The organism is Arthrobacter sp. JB02-1C (genome assembly GCF_057748045.1).
In genome coordinates, this window is record NZ_CM173235.1 from 857,091 (window position 1) to 875,119 (window position 18,029).

The 18,029-nt window shown below is 63.7% G+C and carries 12 protein-coding genes and 1 tRNA gene; 5 read left to right on the forward strand and 8 right to left on the reverse strand.

What is annotated here, in order from left to right; translation table 11 throughout:
• Window positions 1-26 precede the first annotated feature (26 nt).
• Window positions 27-593, reverse strand: coding sequence for a hypothetical protein (locus AC3ANP_RS04070; protein WP_488332078.1), 567 nt, complete (start codon window positions 591-593; stop codon window positions 27-29).
• Window positions 594-785: 192 nt separating this feature from the next.
• The gene (locus AC3ANP_RS04075) at window positions 786-3,851 is read right to left on the reverse strand and encodes a CBM96 family carbohydrate-binding protein (RefSeq protein WP_488332079.1); all 3,066 of its coding nucleotides are present in this window, start codon (window positions 3,849-3,851) and stop codon (window positions 786-788) included.
• A 284-nt stretch (window positions 3,852-4,135) separates the two neighbouring features.
• Here AC3ANP_RS04075 and AC3ANP_RS04080 point away from each other — a divergent pair, with 284 nt between their 5' ends.
• Window positions 4,136-4,588, forward strand: coding sequence for an FAD synthase family protein (locus tag AC3ANP_RS04080; RefSeq protein WP_488332080.1), 453 nt, complete (start codon window positions 4,136-4,138; stop codon window positions 4,586-4,588).
• Window position 4,589: 1 nt separating this feature from the next.
• On the forward strand, window positions 4,590-6,074 hold the full coding sequence (locus tag AC3ANP_RS04085; RefSeq protein ID WP_488332081.1) for a glycerophosphodiester phosphodiesterase: 1,485 nt from the start codon (window positions 4,590-4,592) through the stop codon (window positions 6,072-6,074).
• A 51-nt stretch (window positions 6,075-6,125) separates the two neighbouring features.
• On the opposite strand, the gene AC3ANP_RS04090 is transcribed toward AC3ANP_RS04085, so the two are convergent.
• The 3 genes from AC3ANP_RS04090 to AC3ANP_RS04100 are packed head-to-tail and all read right to left on the reverse strand — an operon-like array spanning window position 6,126 to window position 9,685.
• Window positions 6,126-7,391, reverse strand: a complete 1,266-nt coding sequence (locus tag AC3ANP_RS04090; RefSeq protein WP_488332082.1) for an MATE family efflux transporter — start codon at window positions 7,389-7,391, stop codon at window positions 6,126-6,128.
• Entirely contained in the window at window positions 7,392-8,150 is a 759-nt protein-coding gene (locus AC3ANP_RS04095; RefSeq protein WP_488332083.1) for a CDP-alcohol phosphatidyltransferase family protein, read from the reverse strand. It abuts the gene before it with no gap.
• Complete coding sequence (locus AC3ANP_RS04100) at window positions 8,147-9,685, reverse strand: hypothetical protein (RefSeq protein ID WP_488332084.1); 1,539 nt, start codon at window positions 9,683-9,685, stop codon at window positions 8,147-8,149. The genes AC3ANP_RS04095 and AC3ANP_RS04100 overlap by 4 nt, the downstream gene beginning before the upstream one ends.
• 40 nt (window positions 9,686-9,725) lie before the next feature.
• On the opposite strand from AC3ANP_RS04100, the gene AC3ANP_RS04105 reads away from it, so the two are divergent.
• Window positions 9,726-10,508, forward strand: a complete 783-nt coding sequence (locus AC3ANP_RS04105; RefSeq protein ID WP_488332085.1) for an SGNH/GDSL hydrolase family protein — start codon at window positions 9,726-9,728, stop codon at window positions 10,506-10,508.
• On the opposite strand, the gene AC3ANP_RS04110 is transcribed toward AC3ANP_RS04105, so the two are convergent.
• Both AC3ANP_RS04110 and AC3ANP_RS04115 read right to left on the reverse strand, forming a co-directional pair.
• Window positions 10,498-11,178, reverse strand: coding sequence for an LbetaH domain-containing protein (locus AC3ANP_RS04110; RefSeq protein WP_488332086.1), 681 nt, complete (start codon window positions 11,176-11,178; stop codon window positions 10,498-10,500). The two genes, AC3ANP_RS04105 and AC3ANP_RS04110, sit on opposite strands and share 11 nt — an antisense overlap.
• A gap of 58 nt (window positions 11,179-11,236) precedes the next feature.
• Complete coding sequence (locus AC3ANP_RS04115) at window positions 11,237-12,844, reverse strand: sugar transferase (RefSeq protein WP_488332968.1); 1,608 nt, start codon at window positions 12,842-12,844, stop codon at window positions 11,237-11,239.
• Window positions 12,845-13,399: 555 nt separating this feature from the next.
• Here AC3ANP_RS04115 and AC3ANP_RS04120 point away from each other — a divergent pair.
• Together AC3ANP_RS04120 and AC3ANP_RS04125 are read left to right on the forward strand one after the other, a co-directional pair.
• Window positions 13,400-13,473: transfer RNA gene (locus AC3ANP_RS04120), tRNA-Gly, on the forward strand.
• Window positions 13,474-13,962: 489 nt separating this feature from the next.
• Complete coding sequence (locus AC3ANP_RS04125; RefSeq protein ID WP_488332087.1) at window positions 13,963-14,223, forward strand: hypothetical protein; 261 nt, start codon at window positions 13,963-13,965, stop codon at window positions 14,221-14,223.
• A gap of 117 nt (window positions 14,224-14,340) precedes the next feature.
• On the opposite strand, the gene AC3ANP_RS04130 is transcribed toward AC3ANP_RS04125, so the two are convergent.
• A complete protein-coding gene (locus AC3ANP_RS04130; RefSeq protein ID WP_488332088.1) occupies window positions 14,341-17,928 on the reverse strand; it encodes a proline dehydrogenase family protein in 3,588 nt (1,195 codons plus the stop codon).
• Window positions 17,929-18,029 lie beyond the last annotated feature (101 nt).

The window sequence follows — 18,029 nt, forward strand, 5'->3', positions numbered from 1 at the left end:
TGCGGTTACTAGGAATCGGTGCGCTTTCATGCCGCCAGCCAGGTGTAACAGCCGACCGATGCCACGCTGGCCGTGCCGGGCGGAATGGTGACAGCGGACTTGCCGTTGGATTGTGCCAGCGCTTTTCCGGCCGCGTCAAAGGCGGTCAGCTGACACGTACTGGAAGGATTCCACGCCTGGTACGTGCCCGAAGAGATGGTGCCCTTGGCTGCCTTTGGAGCGGCTTCACCAATGCCGTATTCACCGTCGGTGAAGCCGCGCCCGGCCGCCTCGAGCTCGGGCTTGAGCCCGGGGCAAAGATCCGCTACGGCTGCGGCACTGTCGGCGTCGTCTTTCTGGATCAACTGGGACACGACAGCATTCGGATCAACCGCCTTCGCCGCCTCAAGCCGGGCACATACTTCCTGGCCGGCTTGAAGCACGGAGTTAGGGTCGGTGCCCTCGGGGACCCGCGAGGCGAGGTAGTTCTGTTCAGGCGGGGCAAAGGTGGGTTCCGGTGCCGGCTGCGGCTGCTGGGCCTGGGCATCGGAAGCAGTCGTTGGAGAGTCGGTTGGTGCGCTCGACGCCGTCGCTCCCGACGACTGCGTTGACACTGAAGGGCCCAGTGGCTCAGGCGGTGATGACGGTCCAGCGGCAGAGGCCGCCGTGGATGAAAAAATGACGTGTGGGCTTCCTGGAGAGGTGCAACCGGTGGCTGCGAAGACCGCAGCCACCAGAAGCATCGTTCCCATCGCCCGTGAGAGACCTTTATTCATGGGGTGTTTTCTTTCGAGAGCGGTTCTTGTCTAGGCGTTAGGCTCGAAGGTCAAGACCAGCGCTGGCTGCCTCGCTGCTGCGGCTTCCCGCGAGAAGAACCACATGTTGTCGGTTCCACTGCCCTGCAACGAAAAGTTGATATCGCCCGCCAAGGCCGCCGAGATCGCAGCCGCGTCGAGATTTATCGCATACGTTGAGTTCGGCGCGGTGGGACCGGCAAACGCCCCAAGCACGGCGCCGTTGGTTTGCGGACGGTTGTTGTACGTACTCGTCGCCTCCGACCAGTCACCGGCCATCGCTACAATCTGTTGCGGATCGGTCGAACCGGCGAATGAGTCACCGGTGGTGGTGAACCGCAACGACGCCGACACCAGGTGCTGGCCCGCCGGGACCCGCCCCGACGCGTTAAACCTCATGTAGGTGATGTAGGCGAGAGACCCCCTCGTGGCCAGGGCAGAGCTGGAGCCAAAGGCGGTATTCGGAGCGCCGGCATTGACGTAGGTATCCGCGGTAGGAGCCAATGTGAGTGTGACGCCCTGGGGCTTCGGGGCCACCGTGGCTGCGGCTTCGTTGGACGGGCCGCTGACGTTGCCGGCTGCATCGGTGGCGAGAACCTGGTAGTAGGAGGTGCCGGCAGGACGGGCCGGATCCGTCCAGGTGAGGATACTCCCGTCGACGGTGGAGACGCGGGTCGCGGCGCCCGGTGTAAATCCGCTTACCGCAGACCTGTGGACCTCGTACCCGGTAACGCCAACATTGTCGCTGGACGCGTTCCAGGAGATTTTCACATCTCCGCCGTTGACGGCGGTAGCAACTCCGGCAACCGGCGCCGGCGGCTGCGTCTCCGGAGCGGGCGCCGTACCAATCGAGTAGTGTTCACTGACTTGACTGGCTGAGAGTGCGGTCGGATAGACGGCGAATTCATCGAGGGAACCGGCAAAGTAGTTGCTGGTGGGGCGCAACGGCCAACCGTTCATCTCGTCCCCGCCCAGCTTCCACGACCCCCAGTATGATTGAGCCGTCGTCTGAGTCGGCAGCACGCCGATCAGCGTTCCGTCAACGTAGAGCCGGAGGCCGTCGCTCCCTTGCGTTCCTACTGCGTGATGCCACGCATTGTCGTTATAGGGGGTAAGCGTCGAGATCGTCCGTGCCCCGTTGACATACACACCGAAGATCAAAGTCCCAGCGTCGGTCATGTAGAGCTGGCGGTCGTAGTTTCCGCTGAGCCCGGCGTTGGTTCCGAGCCTGTTCGGCTGCCCATTGCCGAAACCGAAGATCTTTCCGCCGCTGGTCGTGTTTGTCTTGAACCAAACTTCTGCGCTGTAGACGTTGGGTGCCTGTCCGCGGTTCTGCCCATAAGCAAAAGCACTCGTGCCATTGAACGACGTCGACCGGCTGGGGTCAGTGGGAATGGCACCGGTATCGCCGGCGAAGCCCGGTCCGCCGTAGCTCAGTTCCAGGTTGTTCCCGGGCGAGCTGTCAGCGCCCACGGTCGGGCCGGGGTTGTCCAGCCGCCAGTAGGTGCTGGCCCCGGCCCCAAGGACCGCCGCCGGGTAGGCAGCGTTGGCCGTGGCAGTAGTTACGGCCACGGAGGCTGAGAGGGGCCCGAAGTTTGTGCCGTCGGTGGCCTGAACGCGATAAGTGTAGCGCTGACCTGGCACGGCCGTTTTGTCCGTGTAGGACGCCTGGCCGGTGGACCACCATAGCGAGCTCGCCTTGACGGTGGCCAGCGCGGTGGCCGAACCGTTCCGGAAAATGTTGTACGTCAGTTCGGAATCGTCGTTGTCGCGGCTGGTCCGCCACCTGACCTGGTTTTCGCCCGTTCTGAGGCTCTCGGCGCTGACATTGGTCGGTGCCGAGGGTGCTGCTGTTCCGGGGCCGGGACCGAACCGCGCTAGGCCCTGCTGGGCCTTGCCGTTGGTGGTGGTGAAGCCGCCCGAAACCCACAATACGTCGTCAGAGCCCTTGGTGGTGTGAACCAGCGCTCGAGGGCCTACGGGTTCGCCGATCCCATCATTGGTGTCAGGGCTCCAGCCGAGCTGCGGCGCCGGGTTGTCGATGCTTTGGGCGGTAAGGTGTTGCCGCGAACCATCGGCCATCTCATTCATGCTGCTGCAGTCATGCTGGTGATGTCCCGCGTAGAGGACTCCCTGATAGACGTCCACCGCCTGGGTGGCCCCAAGGCACGTGTCCCGCCACACCTGGTTGTAGTCCGTCAGGCTGAACCTTGCCCGACCGTCAAAGACACCGCCGCCGGTCCCCTCATTGCCGATGTAGAAGTTTTGCCCATCGTTGACAATGGTCATCGTGACTGAGGTGGCAGGGATGAAATTGCTGCCATAGGTCTTCACGTTCGCGCCTGTGGTGGCATCCACGACCGCGAGCGCCTGCGAAGCGACGCCGTTGACCGTGGCGAAATCACCACCGATCACGGCGACGTCGCGGCCTTCGGGGACGCTGAGTGCCCGGCCCGGCGCATTGACAGCCGGAGCCCAGGGCAACAACGCCCCATTGCGGTCCACGGCTGCGAAACGGCTGCGGGCTTCGGCACCCACGCTTTGGAAGTCTCCGCCGAAATAGACGGCGGAATTTGTGGCCGCGATGGTCCTCACATAAGAGGACACCACGGCGGGTCGGAACGTCGTGTCCACCGTGCAGCCGGGGAGCTTGATGGCCGCGATGCGGGTCACATTGACGCCGTTGATCGTGCCGAAGAGGCCGCCTACGTAGAGGCGGCTTCCGTCAGGTGTGACGGCCAGGGCCCTCACGGTGGCGGCGCCGCCAGTGACGGACAGCGCGCATGAGGTCGGATTCCCGGTGTACGCATCAAAGGCAGCGAAGTTTACGGCGCTCCTCGATTCGGCGCTGCCGGCGGCAGCACCGGGTGGCCGGATTTGGGTGAAGGTACCGCCGGCGTAAACAACTCCGTTTGACTGCGCCAAAGCCCAGGGAATGCCGTTAGTTTGCCAGGTGGGGAGGTCGTTGGCGGAGAAGGCCACTCCCGGGGATAAAGCTTGGGCAGGAATGGTCGTTGCCACTAACGGCGCAACGGCAAGAGCGATTCCGGCCAGTACTGCTGGAATTTTGTGACGCATAGAGTTCCCCCGTACGTAAGCATAACTTCGGTGCTGAAGCTAGAAAGATCCAATCAGCAAAGCCCAACGGCAGGAAGCGTCGTTCCTACTAGCCTTTCGGACGGCCCTACTTGTCTTGCTGACGCCACTACTTGCTTTTGCGGTGGGTCCACCCGTTTCTCCCGGAATTGCTTTTCGCAAACTCGCGGTACCGTCAGTATGGATTCGGGGGGACCAGTCCAGCGCCTCGACGTTTGGATGGTGCCTAGCTCACAATTCGGCATCAGTAAAGAATCGAGTTCGCCATGACCGTTCGTATCGGCTACGCATCGGGGATCTACGACCTGTTTCATATCGGTCACCTAAATCTTTTGAAGCATGCCAGGCAGCACTGTGACTATTTGATTGCCGGAGTCGCGTCCGCCGAGGCATCCAAGCGCCAGAAAAACAAGAACCCCGTCATACCCCTCCATGAACGTCTCGAGATCGTGCGGAATATCCGGTTCGTCGACGAGGCTGTCGTGGACGAGTACAGCGATAAAGTCGATGCCTGGCGTGCCTATGGCTTCCACGTCTTCTTCAAAGGTGACGACTGGCGTGGAACCGAAAAGGGCAACCGTCTTGAGGCGGGAATGCGCGCCGTCGGAGTCGAGGTGGTGTACTTTCCGTACACGATGCACACCTCCAGTACCATACTTCGACAGACTTTGAATTTGCTGGGCGGAACCCCCGAAGATGGCAAGCCGTTAGAGGCTTAGAATGTATTTTTCTAGCACTTTCAGAAAGCAACGGGCGAGCCCCGCGGACGCTTCGACGACATCAGAATTCCTCTCACGCCGCCAGGCCATCATCCTCGGAGCATCGGGGCTTCTTCTTACCGGCTGTAGTTCTGCGGCACCACCCGCGACGAAAACCGTTCCAACTCACACAATCACGAGCCTTTTTAGGGAAGAGCATTTCCTTGTGGCTCACCGCGGCTCGGGAGATAACTGGCCCGAACACACGATGCAAGGCTACTCAGAATCGATAAAACTCGGTGTTCCTGCGCTTGAGGTCTCGGTGAATTCGACGCGCGACGGGGTGCTCGTCTGTCACCATGACAAAGACACTTTGAGGTCCACTGGTCACGACAACCAAATCGCAGAGCTGAGCTATGCGGAGCTGAGCAGTCTTAGGGTCGACGCACGCGCTTGGCTTGGTCCAGCGACCGCACTGCAGCCCATTCCAAAGTTAGCGGAGGTTCTCGACCGCTATGCTGCCTCGCATGTAATTTTCATCGAAGACAAGCAGGGCACTAACACCGCGGCGCTGCTTGACCTGATGGACAGCTATCCAGCCTCCACGGATCACTTTGTGTGGAAACAAGCAGCGCCTGCCCTTCAAGTGGGGGCCGCCGCCAGACGGGGATATAAGACGTGGGGATATTTCATGCCCGACGCCCTGCCGCGGCTGGGCGAACTGGCTTCAAGCTTTGACTATCTGGGCGTCCCGCATACGACGGATTACGCGACGATTGGCCACGTCGTTGGATACGGTAAGCCCGTCATCTGCTGGGAAGTCCACACCCGCGCCGTCCGTGACCGCGTCGCCGCCCTCGGGGTTCAAGGCTTTATGTGCTCCAACATCCCTTATGTCATGTCCTCTAAGGCAGCCGACACAAGAGACCGCTTCGCCACGGGCACCCGGGCGGCCGGCGACCTTCCTTGGACAACTGACCAGGGTTGGGGCGTTCAGCCGTTGATCGACGCAGCGTCCGCATCGTTGGTGCTGGGCCAGAGCCAAAACTGCAGTTACCGGCCCGGCTCGATGGCCCCCATCGCGTCCGAAATCCATACACTCTCCTTCGAGATGTGCTGGCCGCACGAGCTCCCGCCGGAGTTGCTCCACGCGGGCCTGGCCTTCGGTCAAGAGAACGACGCTCCCTATCGAGTCCTAGTTCCGGCCCCCGTTGGCGGTTACCACCTGATAATTCGACCTACGGGGGAGCTCATCCTGCACCGGCGCGATCCGGGCGATGCCGCTGGCACCCGCTTGCAAACCATCATGACGGCACCCGTGCGCCCCGGGGAGTGGATGCGTTTCGCGATCGAAGTCTCGCCGTCGTCCATCCGGTTTTCGAGGCAGGACGGCAGCGGCTGGTCCGGGTTGGCGATGGACCACAAATACCGAGGCGGCTACTTCAGTCTCTGCAAAAACTACCCGGCGCCCGTTCCAGTGCATTTCCGGAACCTGTCCGTCGGCTAGTCCGGACCTCGGTTCTCTTTCGCGGTCATGCCTAGCTGTGCGGGGCACGCCCTATCTCGCGTCCGCGGCGGACCGCAGTTCCGCCTCGATCGTCTCCGGCTGGCGCCCGGACTCCGTCCTGGCCCGGGACAGCGACACGCCGGTGGCGACGGCGGCAGCAACTGTGGCGACCGACACCGCAAGAGTGAATGCCCAGGCCGAGGCCACTGTGCCGCTCACATACGCGAGGCTAAGCGGCAGGACAAGTGTCAGCGAGGCTAGAGTCGCTCGCATGAGAGTGGATTGCTTGTCCGCTTGGACCGACCGGTAATAGGCGAGCAAAACCGTATACGGAACCATGGCGAGGTATTGCGCCAGATAGGGCAACCGCAGTTCTGCCGCTGATTCCCACGTTGTGCCGAGCACGAGGGTCCCCACCGAGGAGGGCAGGAGCATGACGGCCGCGCCCCAGGCTACGGCCAGGCCTGCCACGACGGCAGCCGTCTCGGTGATCCGCTTGCGGAAGGTGGGGGTTCCCCTGGTACGGACCAATTCGGGGATGACGGCCGTACGGATCGCGGAAAATGCGGTGTTGAGCGGGGAGAACAGCAACTGGGCGGCACGCAGCGCGCCCACGCCGGCGGCGCCGAGGGGCAGCGCCAGGAAGTACAGTACGGCTAGGGCTGAAGCGTTCAAGGCTGAAAATTCACCGAGGTAGCGCAGCCCGGGTTGGCGGTTCGTACGCAGCCAGCGCCAGCCGCTGCGGGGCGCGGGCAACACCCTGCAAAAGATGAGTCCCAAGGCAAGCGCTGCGCCGGCGCCCGCACCCCAGCAGAACACGACCGCCCAGACGGTCCGGCTGCTCGACACCACAACCACCATAGATCCCAGTGCCACGACCGCCCACACAGCGTCCACGAGCAGGGCCGCCCACGCACGGCCCTCGCAAATGAACAGATATCTGAGTACGTCCTGGAGGAGCACCAGCGGCAGGCTCCCGGCGATCACGAACCAGAGGAGGCGGGAAGGTTCCTCCGCGACGGCACCACCGGCAAGAAATAGGGGCACTCCCATCGCGCCCACCAGCACGCTCGCTCCCATGGCACCCTTGCGGGACGCAACAGCTAGGCTTCCCGTGCCGGAGTGCTTGACCAGCAGCGTCTCGCCGATGAAAGCACGCTGAGATCCGAGGAAGAGGAGCAAACCCGCGTACGCCAGGGAGAACTGCCCGAACTGGTCAACCGTCGCAACGTGTGCCACAACCGCCACGGCGGCGAAGTTCGAGATGCTGGAGACCGCCTGATCACCAATTGCGACGTATCGTCCGAGCCTCGCCATTCAGCCCATCCTCGCTAAAGCACGGAAGCATTTCGTTACGTAAGCTGCGCCGAACAGGCAATGCAGGAGTGCCAGTGCCGCATAGCCTGGCAGGAAAAACGCTCCCCATGGGACCGTCACCAGCAAGAGGCACGTGCTGCCGTAATCGACCGGCAACATCAGTACGGATCGTTTCAGGGAGGCCGCGGCGCCGTGACTTCCAGTGGATGGCGCGGTTGCTGCGTTCCGGATCAGTTGGTCGAAAAGTGAGCCGGCGAAAAAGATCGTGGAGCTGGCCAAAAGGAATACCCCGCACAGGGCTGCTACCGGCAGGACCGGCAGAGTGCTGGTTCGCAGTAAAAAGCAGAAGACGGAGCCGTGCAAAACAACGATTCTCCCACTGTCCAGCACGTGGTCCAGCCACTCACCCAATCTAGAACTGCGGCCTTGGAGCCTTGCCAGCTGCCCATCGGCGGAATCAAGAACAAAGCCGACCGCGAGAACCAACCCCACAGCAGCAGACCCTGCATCGGCCGGGGCGCCGAATGCCAGCCACAGTAGGGCTCCGTAAGTGAGGACGGCACCAGTAATCGTGACTTGGTTGGGTGTAATCGCGCTGTTGCGGAGTGCAGCAGCCAGAACACGGCCCGCGGGCCTGTTGATATACAGGCTGTAGAGCGGGACGCCTTTCTTGCCCTTCTGCGCCAGCCGCAGCTCGCTGAAGGATTGGGCGAAGTTGGGCGCTTTGCTCCCCGGGTGTCCATACTTGGCAGTGCTCATTTTCTCAACCTTGACTTTCGATTGACCGCCGCCGTCAGGCACGCGATGGATAGGGCAAGGATCATAAGCCGGCCCATTGATTGCAGGAGGGAGCCGCGCAGCAGGATGAACATGTACCCGGCGAGGACGGAGACTCCGAGGTAGCCCACCTCGTTCGGTGACCACTCCGACGCCCTGAAGCCTGAATCAAATTTCCTGCTTACGAGGCCCAGCAGCGCCAATGTCACGACGACGCCGACAGCCCCGAAGTTGATCCAGGCCTCGGCCCACAGGGGGGAAGAAAGGTTGACGTTGGCACTGCTCATCCATTGCCCGACCTCGACCCCGCTGTCCAGTGGTTTCGTGGGCCAGATGACACGCGGCACCCAGAACAGGAGCGGTCCCAGGAACTGGTATCCCCACGCAAAGCCCTCATCAGCGGTGAAGCCAAGTGTGTTGGCCAACATACTGAACTGGTCGTAGTCCTTCGTTGAAATCATCCGCCACACCGAGTCTGCTTGAACCATGAAACCGGCCCCGGCTCTCCTGCGCGTGATATCACTCAGCGGAAAAACTACAATCGCCGCCACAATTCCGCCGATAATCGCGACGTTGAACCAAGTTTTTCGGAACCGTATCAGCGGCATGATCAAACCGAATAGCACAGCCAATGCCCAATACCGAGAGTTGGAAATCGGGTTGTTGACGACAACATTCATCCCAACCAGGACAACCAGCAGGCAGGGGTCCAGGAGATTCAAGGAATCGCGCATCAACCGCAGGACGTGCAGATAAAAGATCAGTGCCACCAGGCAGGTGACGGAGCCGAAAGCGGAAATGATTGCTCGGACCGCCTGCCCGCTGTCCGGGCTTAGCTGATCGAGTGCCTGGCCGGCCTCCTGTCGACTGGCGAAGAACACGCCGAGTCCCCCAATCTGAGCGACGTAGATAAGCCCGCCAAGAATCGCGACCGCAGCAAAGGCCCGCAAGGTTGCCATGCTGCGCAGTGTGCGGAGGGGAGCGGACCGGCCCAGGTTCCGGAAGAGCCGCAGGTTGTACGCAAGGTCGAAGCTGACGCAGCCGAGCAAGGTGAGGGCAGTCGTGGCGTGCAGCGTCGCATCGTCGACTTGAAAAGCCAGCATGGTGGACGCTCCCGTTGACAACTGAGCGAGAGGGACAACGCCCATGCAGATGTACACGAACATCCAGAAGACGCCGGCTACCGGTATGACGGGCTTCCTCCACACGATGACGCTTATATGGGTGGCCGCATACAGGACAACCAAGTACCGGAGGAGGAAGTCCGTCTCGGTGTAGCGGGCCTCCGCCGTCACCCGGAGGATCACGGGGATGGCAACGGCGAAGCCCAGAAAGGCCAAAATCGAGAGGGCCGGCCGGAGCTGGGCCGGCGGTTGTATCTCGCCCCGCACTTCAGTTCTGGCCCGCGTAGATTGACCCTGGCGCGAGGTACTCGGCAGAACCGCCGCGGACCACGTGGCGGTCCCGGTGCCAGTTTCTTCCTTCATAAGCAGAACGGGTTCCGGGACCTTGTTCATTCGATGCCCCCTACGAGTGAATTGCAGATAGTCTTTGCGCATGGATTTTCTGAAGCGCGAAACACCGAACAGATCATCCTTCCGTGCCGGTCATGGGAAAGTACTTGGCCTTGGCCTGTTGGCCGCGGCAGCCGTCATCATTGCGGTGCTGGCGCTGACCCCGCGGGACGCCGGGGTAAGGCCGGCAGCGGTTCTGCCGTCCGCATCGTCCCAGGCAAGCCGGCCAAGCGTGCCAAATATCGACATCATCGGCGACTCTTACGTCGGCGGCTCCGACCAGGGCGGCTACGGAGCAGCGAACTGGACCAAGGTGGTCGGGTCGCGTTTCTATCAGGAGGGTTCGCCGGTTGACATGAACGTCGTCGCCGTACCTGGTGCCGGCTATATCAGCCGCGGGCCAGGCAAGGCGACGTTCGCCGAAGCAACTACGTCCAGGCTGCGCTCCTCGGCGGACCTGGTCCTGGTCTTCGGCAGCCGGAACGACGGCAAACAGGACCCCGTAACCATGGCGGCGGCCGCGAAGGACCTCTACGGGAAGATCCGCGAGCGAGCGCCACACGCGAAACTGGTCGTGGTGGGGCCGGCATGGGTCGACGAGAACGTACCCGAGTCCATCACGAGTAACACGAAAGCGATGTCCGGTGCAGCGTCTGCCGCCGGCGCCGACTTCGTCAGCCCGCTGAGCGATGGCTGGTTCTTCGGCGCCGACGCAAAGCTCATCGGCGCCGACGGCGTCCACCCTACCGATGCCGGCCATCAGTACATGGCCGTAAGGATGTACGCCATAATCACTTCGGCCCTGGCCTCCATGGCTACGTCCTAGAGCGCGGTATGGGGTCTGCAACGTCGCCGTCACGGAATCGCTCCTTAATCACATAGGGTGCGCCGGCCCCGCCAAAAACAGCGTTTGCGGGAACGGCGCCCCGGACGACGGTCAGCGGCTCCACGAGGGCTGACCGGCCGATGTGGGCCCCGCCGAGGACCAGACAACGCGAGGTGACCCAAGCGCCGTCGTCGATGCGCACGGGCTTTGTTACCAGACCCATATCGGTGCGGGCCCGGTGACTGCCCGTGGTGATGAAGCATTCCTGGGAAACCACCACGTTAGAGCCGATGATGACGTGATCTTGGTTGTGGAACCACACTCCTTCGCCGATCCAGCATCCGGACCCGATGTGTAGCTTCCACGGAAATGCGACCCGAGTACGGGGCCGGAAGGTCACGCCCATTCCAATCTCCGAACCGAACGCACGCAGCGCGGCCACTCTCAGTCGCGAGCTCACCTGCCACGGGTTGCTGACGAATATGAGTTCACAGATCCGCCACGCGTACACCACTGCCCGCGGCCGGTCCCATGCCTCCCCCGCCCCGGGCGCCTCGGCCAGCTCAATTACCGGAGGTTGGTGGGTGCCGATTCCGGGTGCCTCCACGCCTGATTGAACCTCGCTCGAACCTTCCGAAAGCCCACCGGCTCCCGTAACAAGTGCGGTCATTGCTTTGCCTTTCCCGTCCGTAGAACAGTGACCTTCGAATTTAGAAACCCTCGACCGGTTAGTAAGCCCCGACCGGTTTCAACAGCATTTTTGCTGTGCGCCAGAGGATGATCAGGTCGCCGACCAGCGACCAGTTTTCGACGTAGTACAAATCAAGGCGGACACTGTCGCGCCAATTCAGTTCGGACCTGCCGTTGATTTGCCACATGCCCGTAAGCCCCGGTTTGATGTACAACCGGCGGAGGACCTTGCGCTGATATTTGTCCACCTCGCACTGCAGCGGCGGACGTGGACCCACCAGGCTCATGTCGCCCTTAACGACGTTCCAGAACTGTGGCAATTCATCCAGGGAGTACTTCCGCATCCACCGGCCCACCTTGGTGACCCGCGGATCGTTCTGCATCTTGAAGAGCACGCCCGCACCCTCATTGTGTTCCAGGAGCCCGGCGAGGTCGGCCTCGGCGGTTTCGACCATGGACCGGAATTTAAGCATGTTGAACTTCTCGCCACCGCGGCCGACCCGCTCCTGCCTGAAGATCACAGGGCCCGGACTGTCACGCTTGATCAATGCTCCGAGGGCGAGGAAGACCGGGATGAGTGCCACCAGGGCGCTAAGAGCCAGAGTGACGTCCAACAACCGTTTCAAGGCGTGCTTGACGCCGGAGTATTGCGGCAATTCGACGTGCATAAGAGGAAGCCCCTCGACGGGCCGGGAATGAATCCGCGGGCCGGCGACATTGGTCAGCCCGGTGGTGAGGATCAGCTGCGTTGAAGACTGTTCCAGCTTCCACCCCAGCCTTTGGATGTAGCGGCCGCCCCCCTTCATTGAGCCGGCCACGACGACGGCGTCGGCGTCCACGGACGCTACGGCTTCGACGACGGTCCGTTCGTCGCCCACCACCGCGAAAGTCTTGCCGCCCTGTGTAAAGGCGGCCGGACCGTGCCGTCCGGCGAGCGCGACACCCACCACCCGGTAGGCGGCACCGGAGTTCTTTTCTATCTGGCCAACGACGTAGCGGACGTCGTTCGGCCGGCCCAGGACGATCACGCGCGAGAGGTAGTGGCCGTGAACGCGCTGCCTGGACAACCACCGACGCAGGCTCCAGCGAGCCGCTATCAGCCCTGTTAAGCCCGCCGGCAGGGCTAGGGCGAAGAATCCGCGCGCTATTTTGATATCGAGGACGAAGCAAGCCAGCGCAATGAGGCCCAGCAGCATGGCGCTGGCGCTGAGCACGCGCCTGTACTCGTCGACACCGATTCCAACGATCCGGGAATCCCGGCTCTTACAAAGACCCAGCGCAAGCATCCAGGCGGTAGCGATGATCACGGTGATTTGCAGATAACTGACTGTGAAGGTGCCCACTTCCACCAAATTCACGGTGCTCAACCCGAAGCGTGTGATGTGAGCGGCGGCCATGACGGCGACGATCACCAGCGCGTCTGCGGCCGCGAGCAGGTTCCTGTAATGGCTTGCCCAACGGATGCCTTCACGTGCAGGCGTTCTCGCAAGGCCGAATCTGGCGGGCCGGAAGTCTGGAAATGCGATGGGCTGGGATGACAGGGCTGCGGCGCCGGCGGGTACATCCGGGGTTAGCGACGGAACCCGGAAACGAGTCGGAGTATGAAACCCTGCGTGGACGGGTGCCCGCTCCTTGAGCTCACTCATGCCTAACACGCCCGGAGCGCACGGCAGCCGGCGAGGGCACCGGCGCGCAGGCTGCAACGACGCCCCGCGTGCAAGTGCCGCGGCCGTTCCGGGGCTAGCCACGGCGGTCCGCCAAGGCCGCCCGCTGCCCATAATGACGGAATCATCATCAACGTCCGACGAAACATAGTGAGACCCTCTAACGACTTGGCTGGCTGCGGTCCCCCAAGCTAAATAGATGACTTTTGGACGCACACGAGTGCGCTCTACCCTTTTTGGGAGGGTCGGCCACTCACCACTACCCGCTGGTAGTACTTGGATCTGAGACTGCACTACGTATTCCACGGCCCGATTTGGATCGTGCTTTGTCGCTGGTCTGGGCGCACAGATCGAGTTCGCGCGCGCCAGAATTTCGAATTGCAACGCCCGCGCAGGATCGGACCGTGCACAGGCCAGGTGTGGCGCGACGCATCACGACGCGTGATTGTTCAGGGAAGTCCCCCGGCTGGGGTAAGGTAAAGCTCGTGTTCCGCGGGACACGATCCAGGTTTCTGGCTAGTCACACTGCGGCTCACTGCGGCTGTAGCTCAATGGTAGAGCGCTAGCTTCCCAAGCTTGATACGCGGGTTCGATTCCCGTCAGCCGCTCCATTTCGCCCGTGTGTTCCTCTCCCGCAGCGCGCGCCGCAGCCGGGTTACGTGGCTACCCAGCCGGCAATCGCCAAGAAGCTGACGGTGACAGACGCGACCGGGGTTCTCCGCGCCGACACCGGAGGGCCGCTACCTGGATCTGCGTAGCGGGTGACCCGATTCGGCGCGGAACTTTGGAGGGCTGACGCGCATGCAGGACCTTATACCTGTCTGAAGTACTCGTTGTGTCAACAGGTATTTGGGCCATTGATGCCTCGGTGTACTTGCCCTATTCTGACTGTGTGGCAGGCCAAGCAGGGCCTGCTCCTAGGATTCGAAAAATCGAACGTTGTGCCTCGTTGGCGCGCTCGGCGTTGGCGTCATATCGCGGCAGACGCTCGGGATAGGCCAGCAATGACGCCAGCCACAAGCGGTCCAGATCATGTTCTGCGGGCGGGACACCTGCCGGTTCCCGGGCAGCCCCTCACCGCAGCCGGCCGCCTCGAAAGCATGCCGCATGTGGTACTCGGCCGCCGCGACCCGCACCCAGGCGCCGCCCGCAGCGACGACGACTACGCCGGCATCCCCTACTGCGACCGGTGCGGGACTGACGAGTACGTCTATCTGGAGACGTTTGTCCCGGTCAAGCACCACCGCGACGGCACAATCAGCAGGCTCGGCGAGGTGACGTACTTCTGCTCCGGCTGCGAGGACTTCTCCGCGCACGCCGTACCAGCGTCCTGGGTGCCGCCCGGCTGGTACCTCGGCTGAGGTCAGGCGGCGCCCGCCAGGCTCGCGGCCGCCCGCAGACGTCCGCTGCCGGCGCCCGCAGACGACCCGCACCGCCGGCGGGCGCTTGCCGGCACCGCCTGCCTCAGACGGTTCCCGCTAGATCAGGCCCTCCGAGAGATGGTTGGCCGTGCCGAAGCGATGCGCCGTGATGCTGATTGCCTGCTCGTGCAGGAACGGCAACAGCTCAACCCGGCCGGCTTCGGTGACTGGGTGGGCGTAGACGGCCAGGTCCGGGCGGCCGCCGGTCACCTCGGCCAGGGCCTTCGCGTCGCCGCCGATCAGGCGGATCCGGGGGGTTGTGAGCCTCGGCGCAGAGGCGAACCGGCCAGCGGAAACCAGCCACGCGGCGTCGTCTTCCACAGCGGCGCCGATCCCCAAACCGGCAAAGACGGCCTGCAGCTGGGTGGGAAGTTCGAGGGCGCTTGAGACTGCGAGCCGCGACCCGGCCCGGACGCCGGCCGCCACCACGCGCACCAGGGCGCCCAGCGGCTCCCCTTCGGAGAGGCGCACGGTGACCGGGAGCGGGCGGTAGCGGAAGACGTTGCGTTCGGCGGCCAGCCCGGAGACATCCTTGGCGGTACCAAATTCGTCCGCCCAGGCGCGGGCATCGGAGGCCAGCGAGCGCTGCAGCGTCACGGCCTCGTCGGTGGCCAGGAAGCCCATGGCTGCATCCTCAAGACGGCGCACGCCAGCGTGGGGCGTGGCCGCGCCGTACCCGGCGGCGCCCTGCGCTCCAGATGCACCGCTTTCGCCGGAGGCGCCGGGCTTGCTCACCCAGCCGCCGAGACCCGCGAGGTAGTTGGGCCCGCCGGCCTTGGTACCGGCGCCGACGGCGGATTTCTTCCAGCCGCCAAACGGCTGCCGCTGCACGATGGCGCCGGTAATCCCCCGGTTGATGTAGAGGTTGCCGGCCTCGACCGTGTCCAGCCAAAGGGCAAGTTCGTCCGCGTCCAGCGAGTGCAGGCCGGAGGTCAGCCCGTACTCAATCTGGTTCTGCAGCGCAATGGCGTCCTCCAGGGTCGCTGCGGTCATGACACCCAGCACCGGGCCGAAGAATTCGGTGAGGTGGAAGTAGGAACCGGGCCGGACGCCGTACCGGACCCCGGGGCTCCAGAGCCTTCCGGAGTCGTCCAGCTTCCGCGGCTCCACGGCCCAGGACTCGCCCTCGCCCAGGGTGGTCAGCGCGTCGAGGAGCTTGCCCCCGGCGGGCTCGATGATCGGGCCCATCTGGCTGGTCGGGTCCTCCGGGTAGCCAACCTTGAGCGAGGTCACGGCGTCGATCAGCTGGTTGTGGAAGCGCCTGGACCTCGCAACGGAGCCGACCAGGATCACCAGGGAGGCCGCGGAGCACTTCTGGCCGGCGTGGCCGAAGGCGGAGTACGCCACGTCCTTGGCGGCAAGGTCCAGGTCCGCGCTGGGCGTGACGATGATGGCGTTCTTGCCGCTGGTTTCAGCCAGCAGGGGCAAGTCCTTGCGGAAGGAGCGGAACAGCTCGGCGGTCTCGTAGCCGCCGGTCAGGATGACGCGGTCCACGGCCGGGTGCGAGATCAGCTGCTGGCCCAGTTCCCGCTCGCCCAGCTGCACCATGGTGAGCACGTCGCGCGGCACGCCGGCTTCCCAAAGGGCCTCGATCATCACGGCGCCGCTGCGGCGGGCCTGCTTCGCGGGTTTGATCACGACGGCGGAACCTGCGGCGAGCGCCGCCAAGGTGGACCCTGCGGGGATGGCCACCGGGAAGTTCCACGGCGGTGTCACCACGGTCAGCTTCGCCGGGACGAACGTTGCGCCGTCGACGTCGTCGAGTTTGCGTGCCGATTCCGCGTAGTAGTGCGCGAAGTCCACTGCTTCGCTGACCTCGGGATCACCCTGGTCGATGGTTTTGCCGGTTTCGCTCGCCATGACTTCGAGGAGGTCGGCGCGGCGGGCTTCGAGCACGTCGCCGGCGCGGTGCAGGATCTCGGCCCGTTCCGCCCCGGTGAGGGCGCCCCAGGCCCTGCCCTTCTCGACGGCGGTGTCGATGACAGCGTTCAGGGTCGCCTCGTCATTGATCGTGGCGGCCTCGACGGCGTCGTTGCCCAGGGTGGAACCCGGCACCCTGCCCAGGATGGCCCGGCCCCAGTCGCGGTTTGCCGGCAGCGACGGATCGGTGTCCGGGGTGTTCCCGAACGAGTCGCGCGGCAGCGGTTCTGTCGGGAGGGCACGGTTCTGCCGGCGGTTCGGGGCCGGAACCTCGTCGTCGAGCTTGGCGAGCGAGGCGAGGAAGCGCTGCTTCTCACGCTCAAACAACTTTTCGTTGTCGCTGAGCTCGAACACCGCGGACATGAAATTGTCCTGGCTGGCTCCTTCTTCGAGCCGGCGGATCAGGTAAGCGATGGCGACGTCGAACTCGGCGGGGTGGACTACCGGCGTGTACAGCAGGAGGGACCCCACGTCCTTCCTGACCGCTTCGGCCTGGCCCTGTGCCATACCGAGGAGCATCTCGAACTCAATGCCGGACTCAACACCGCGCTGCTTGGCCAGCAGCCAGGCGAAGGCAATGTCGAAGAGGTTGTGGCCGGCGACACCGATCCGGATGTTGTTGATCCGGTCCGGCTGCAGCGAGTAGTTGATGACGCGCTTGTAGTTGGTGTCCGAGTCCTGCTTGGTGCCCCAGGTGGCCAGCGGCCAGCCGTGCAGGGACGCTTCCACCTGCTCCATCGGCAGGTTGGCGCCCTTGACCACACGGACCTTGATCGCGGCGCCGCCGCGGGCACGGCGGGCCGCAGCCCAGTCCTGCAGCCGCATCATCGCCGACAGGGCGTCCGGCAGGTAAGCCTGCAGCACGATGCCGGCCTCGAGGTTCTTGAACTCGGGCTTGTCCAGGATCCGGGTGAAGACCGCGATGGTCAGATCCAGGTCCTTGTATTCCTCCATGTCCAGGTTGATGAACTTGGCCTTCTGGCCTGCGCCGGTGGCGAAGGCGGCGGCACGGGTGAAGAGCGGCGTGAGCTTCTCCACCACGTGCTCCACGGCCTCGTCGAAGGCCCACGCGGAGTGCGGGGCGACGGTGGAGGACACCTTGATCGAGACGTAGTCCACATCCGGACGGGAGAGCAGGATATCCGTTCCCTCGAGCCGGCGGGCGGCTTCATGCTGGCCAAGGACAGCCTCACCCAAGAGGTTGACGTTCAGCTTGATGCCGTCCTTGCGGATTTTCGAGATGGCCGGACCAAGCTTGGCGTCGGTCGCGTCAACAATCAGGTGGCCGACCATCTCACGGAGCACCCGGCGGGCGACCGGGATGACGACCTGCGGCACTACCGGGGCCAGGGCACCGCCGAGGCGGACAGCGCTGCGCATGTACCAGGGCAGGAACGCCGGCACCTTGGGGGCCAAGGCGGCGAGGTTGCGGGCCGCAACCTGCAGGTCCTCGGGACGCACCACGCCGTCCACGAATCCGACCGTGAAGTCCAGGCCGTTGGGGTCCTTGAGGACCCCGGCGAGCTGCTGGGCGGACGCATCGACGGGCACCTCGGCCGCCGCCGCCAGCCAGCGGCGCACCAGTGCGATGGATTCCGCGGCCAGCCCATCGGCCGCCAGCGCTGGGCCACTGACGACGGCTCCAGTGCCGGCCTGTCCGCTGGAAGCGTCCTCACGGGCTGGGGAGCCGGCGCTGTGGACGGGATCGGTGGAGGTGTGGGTCATGGCTGCACGCGTTCCTTCGCAAGATGTGGACGTTCTCAAGATCAGTATCGACTGCGACTCACATAAGATAAAGCGATGTTTTCCGAGCGATACTGATCAGC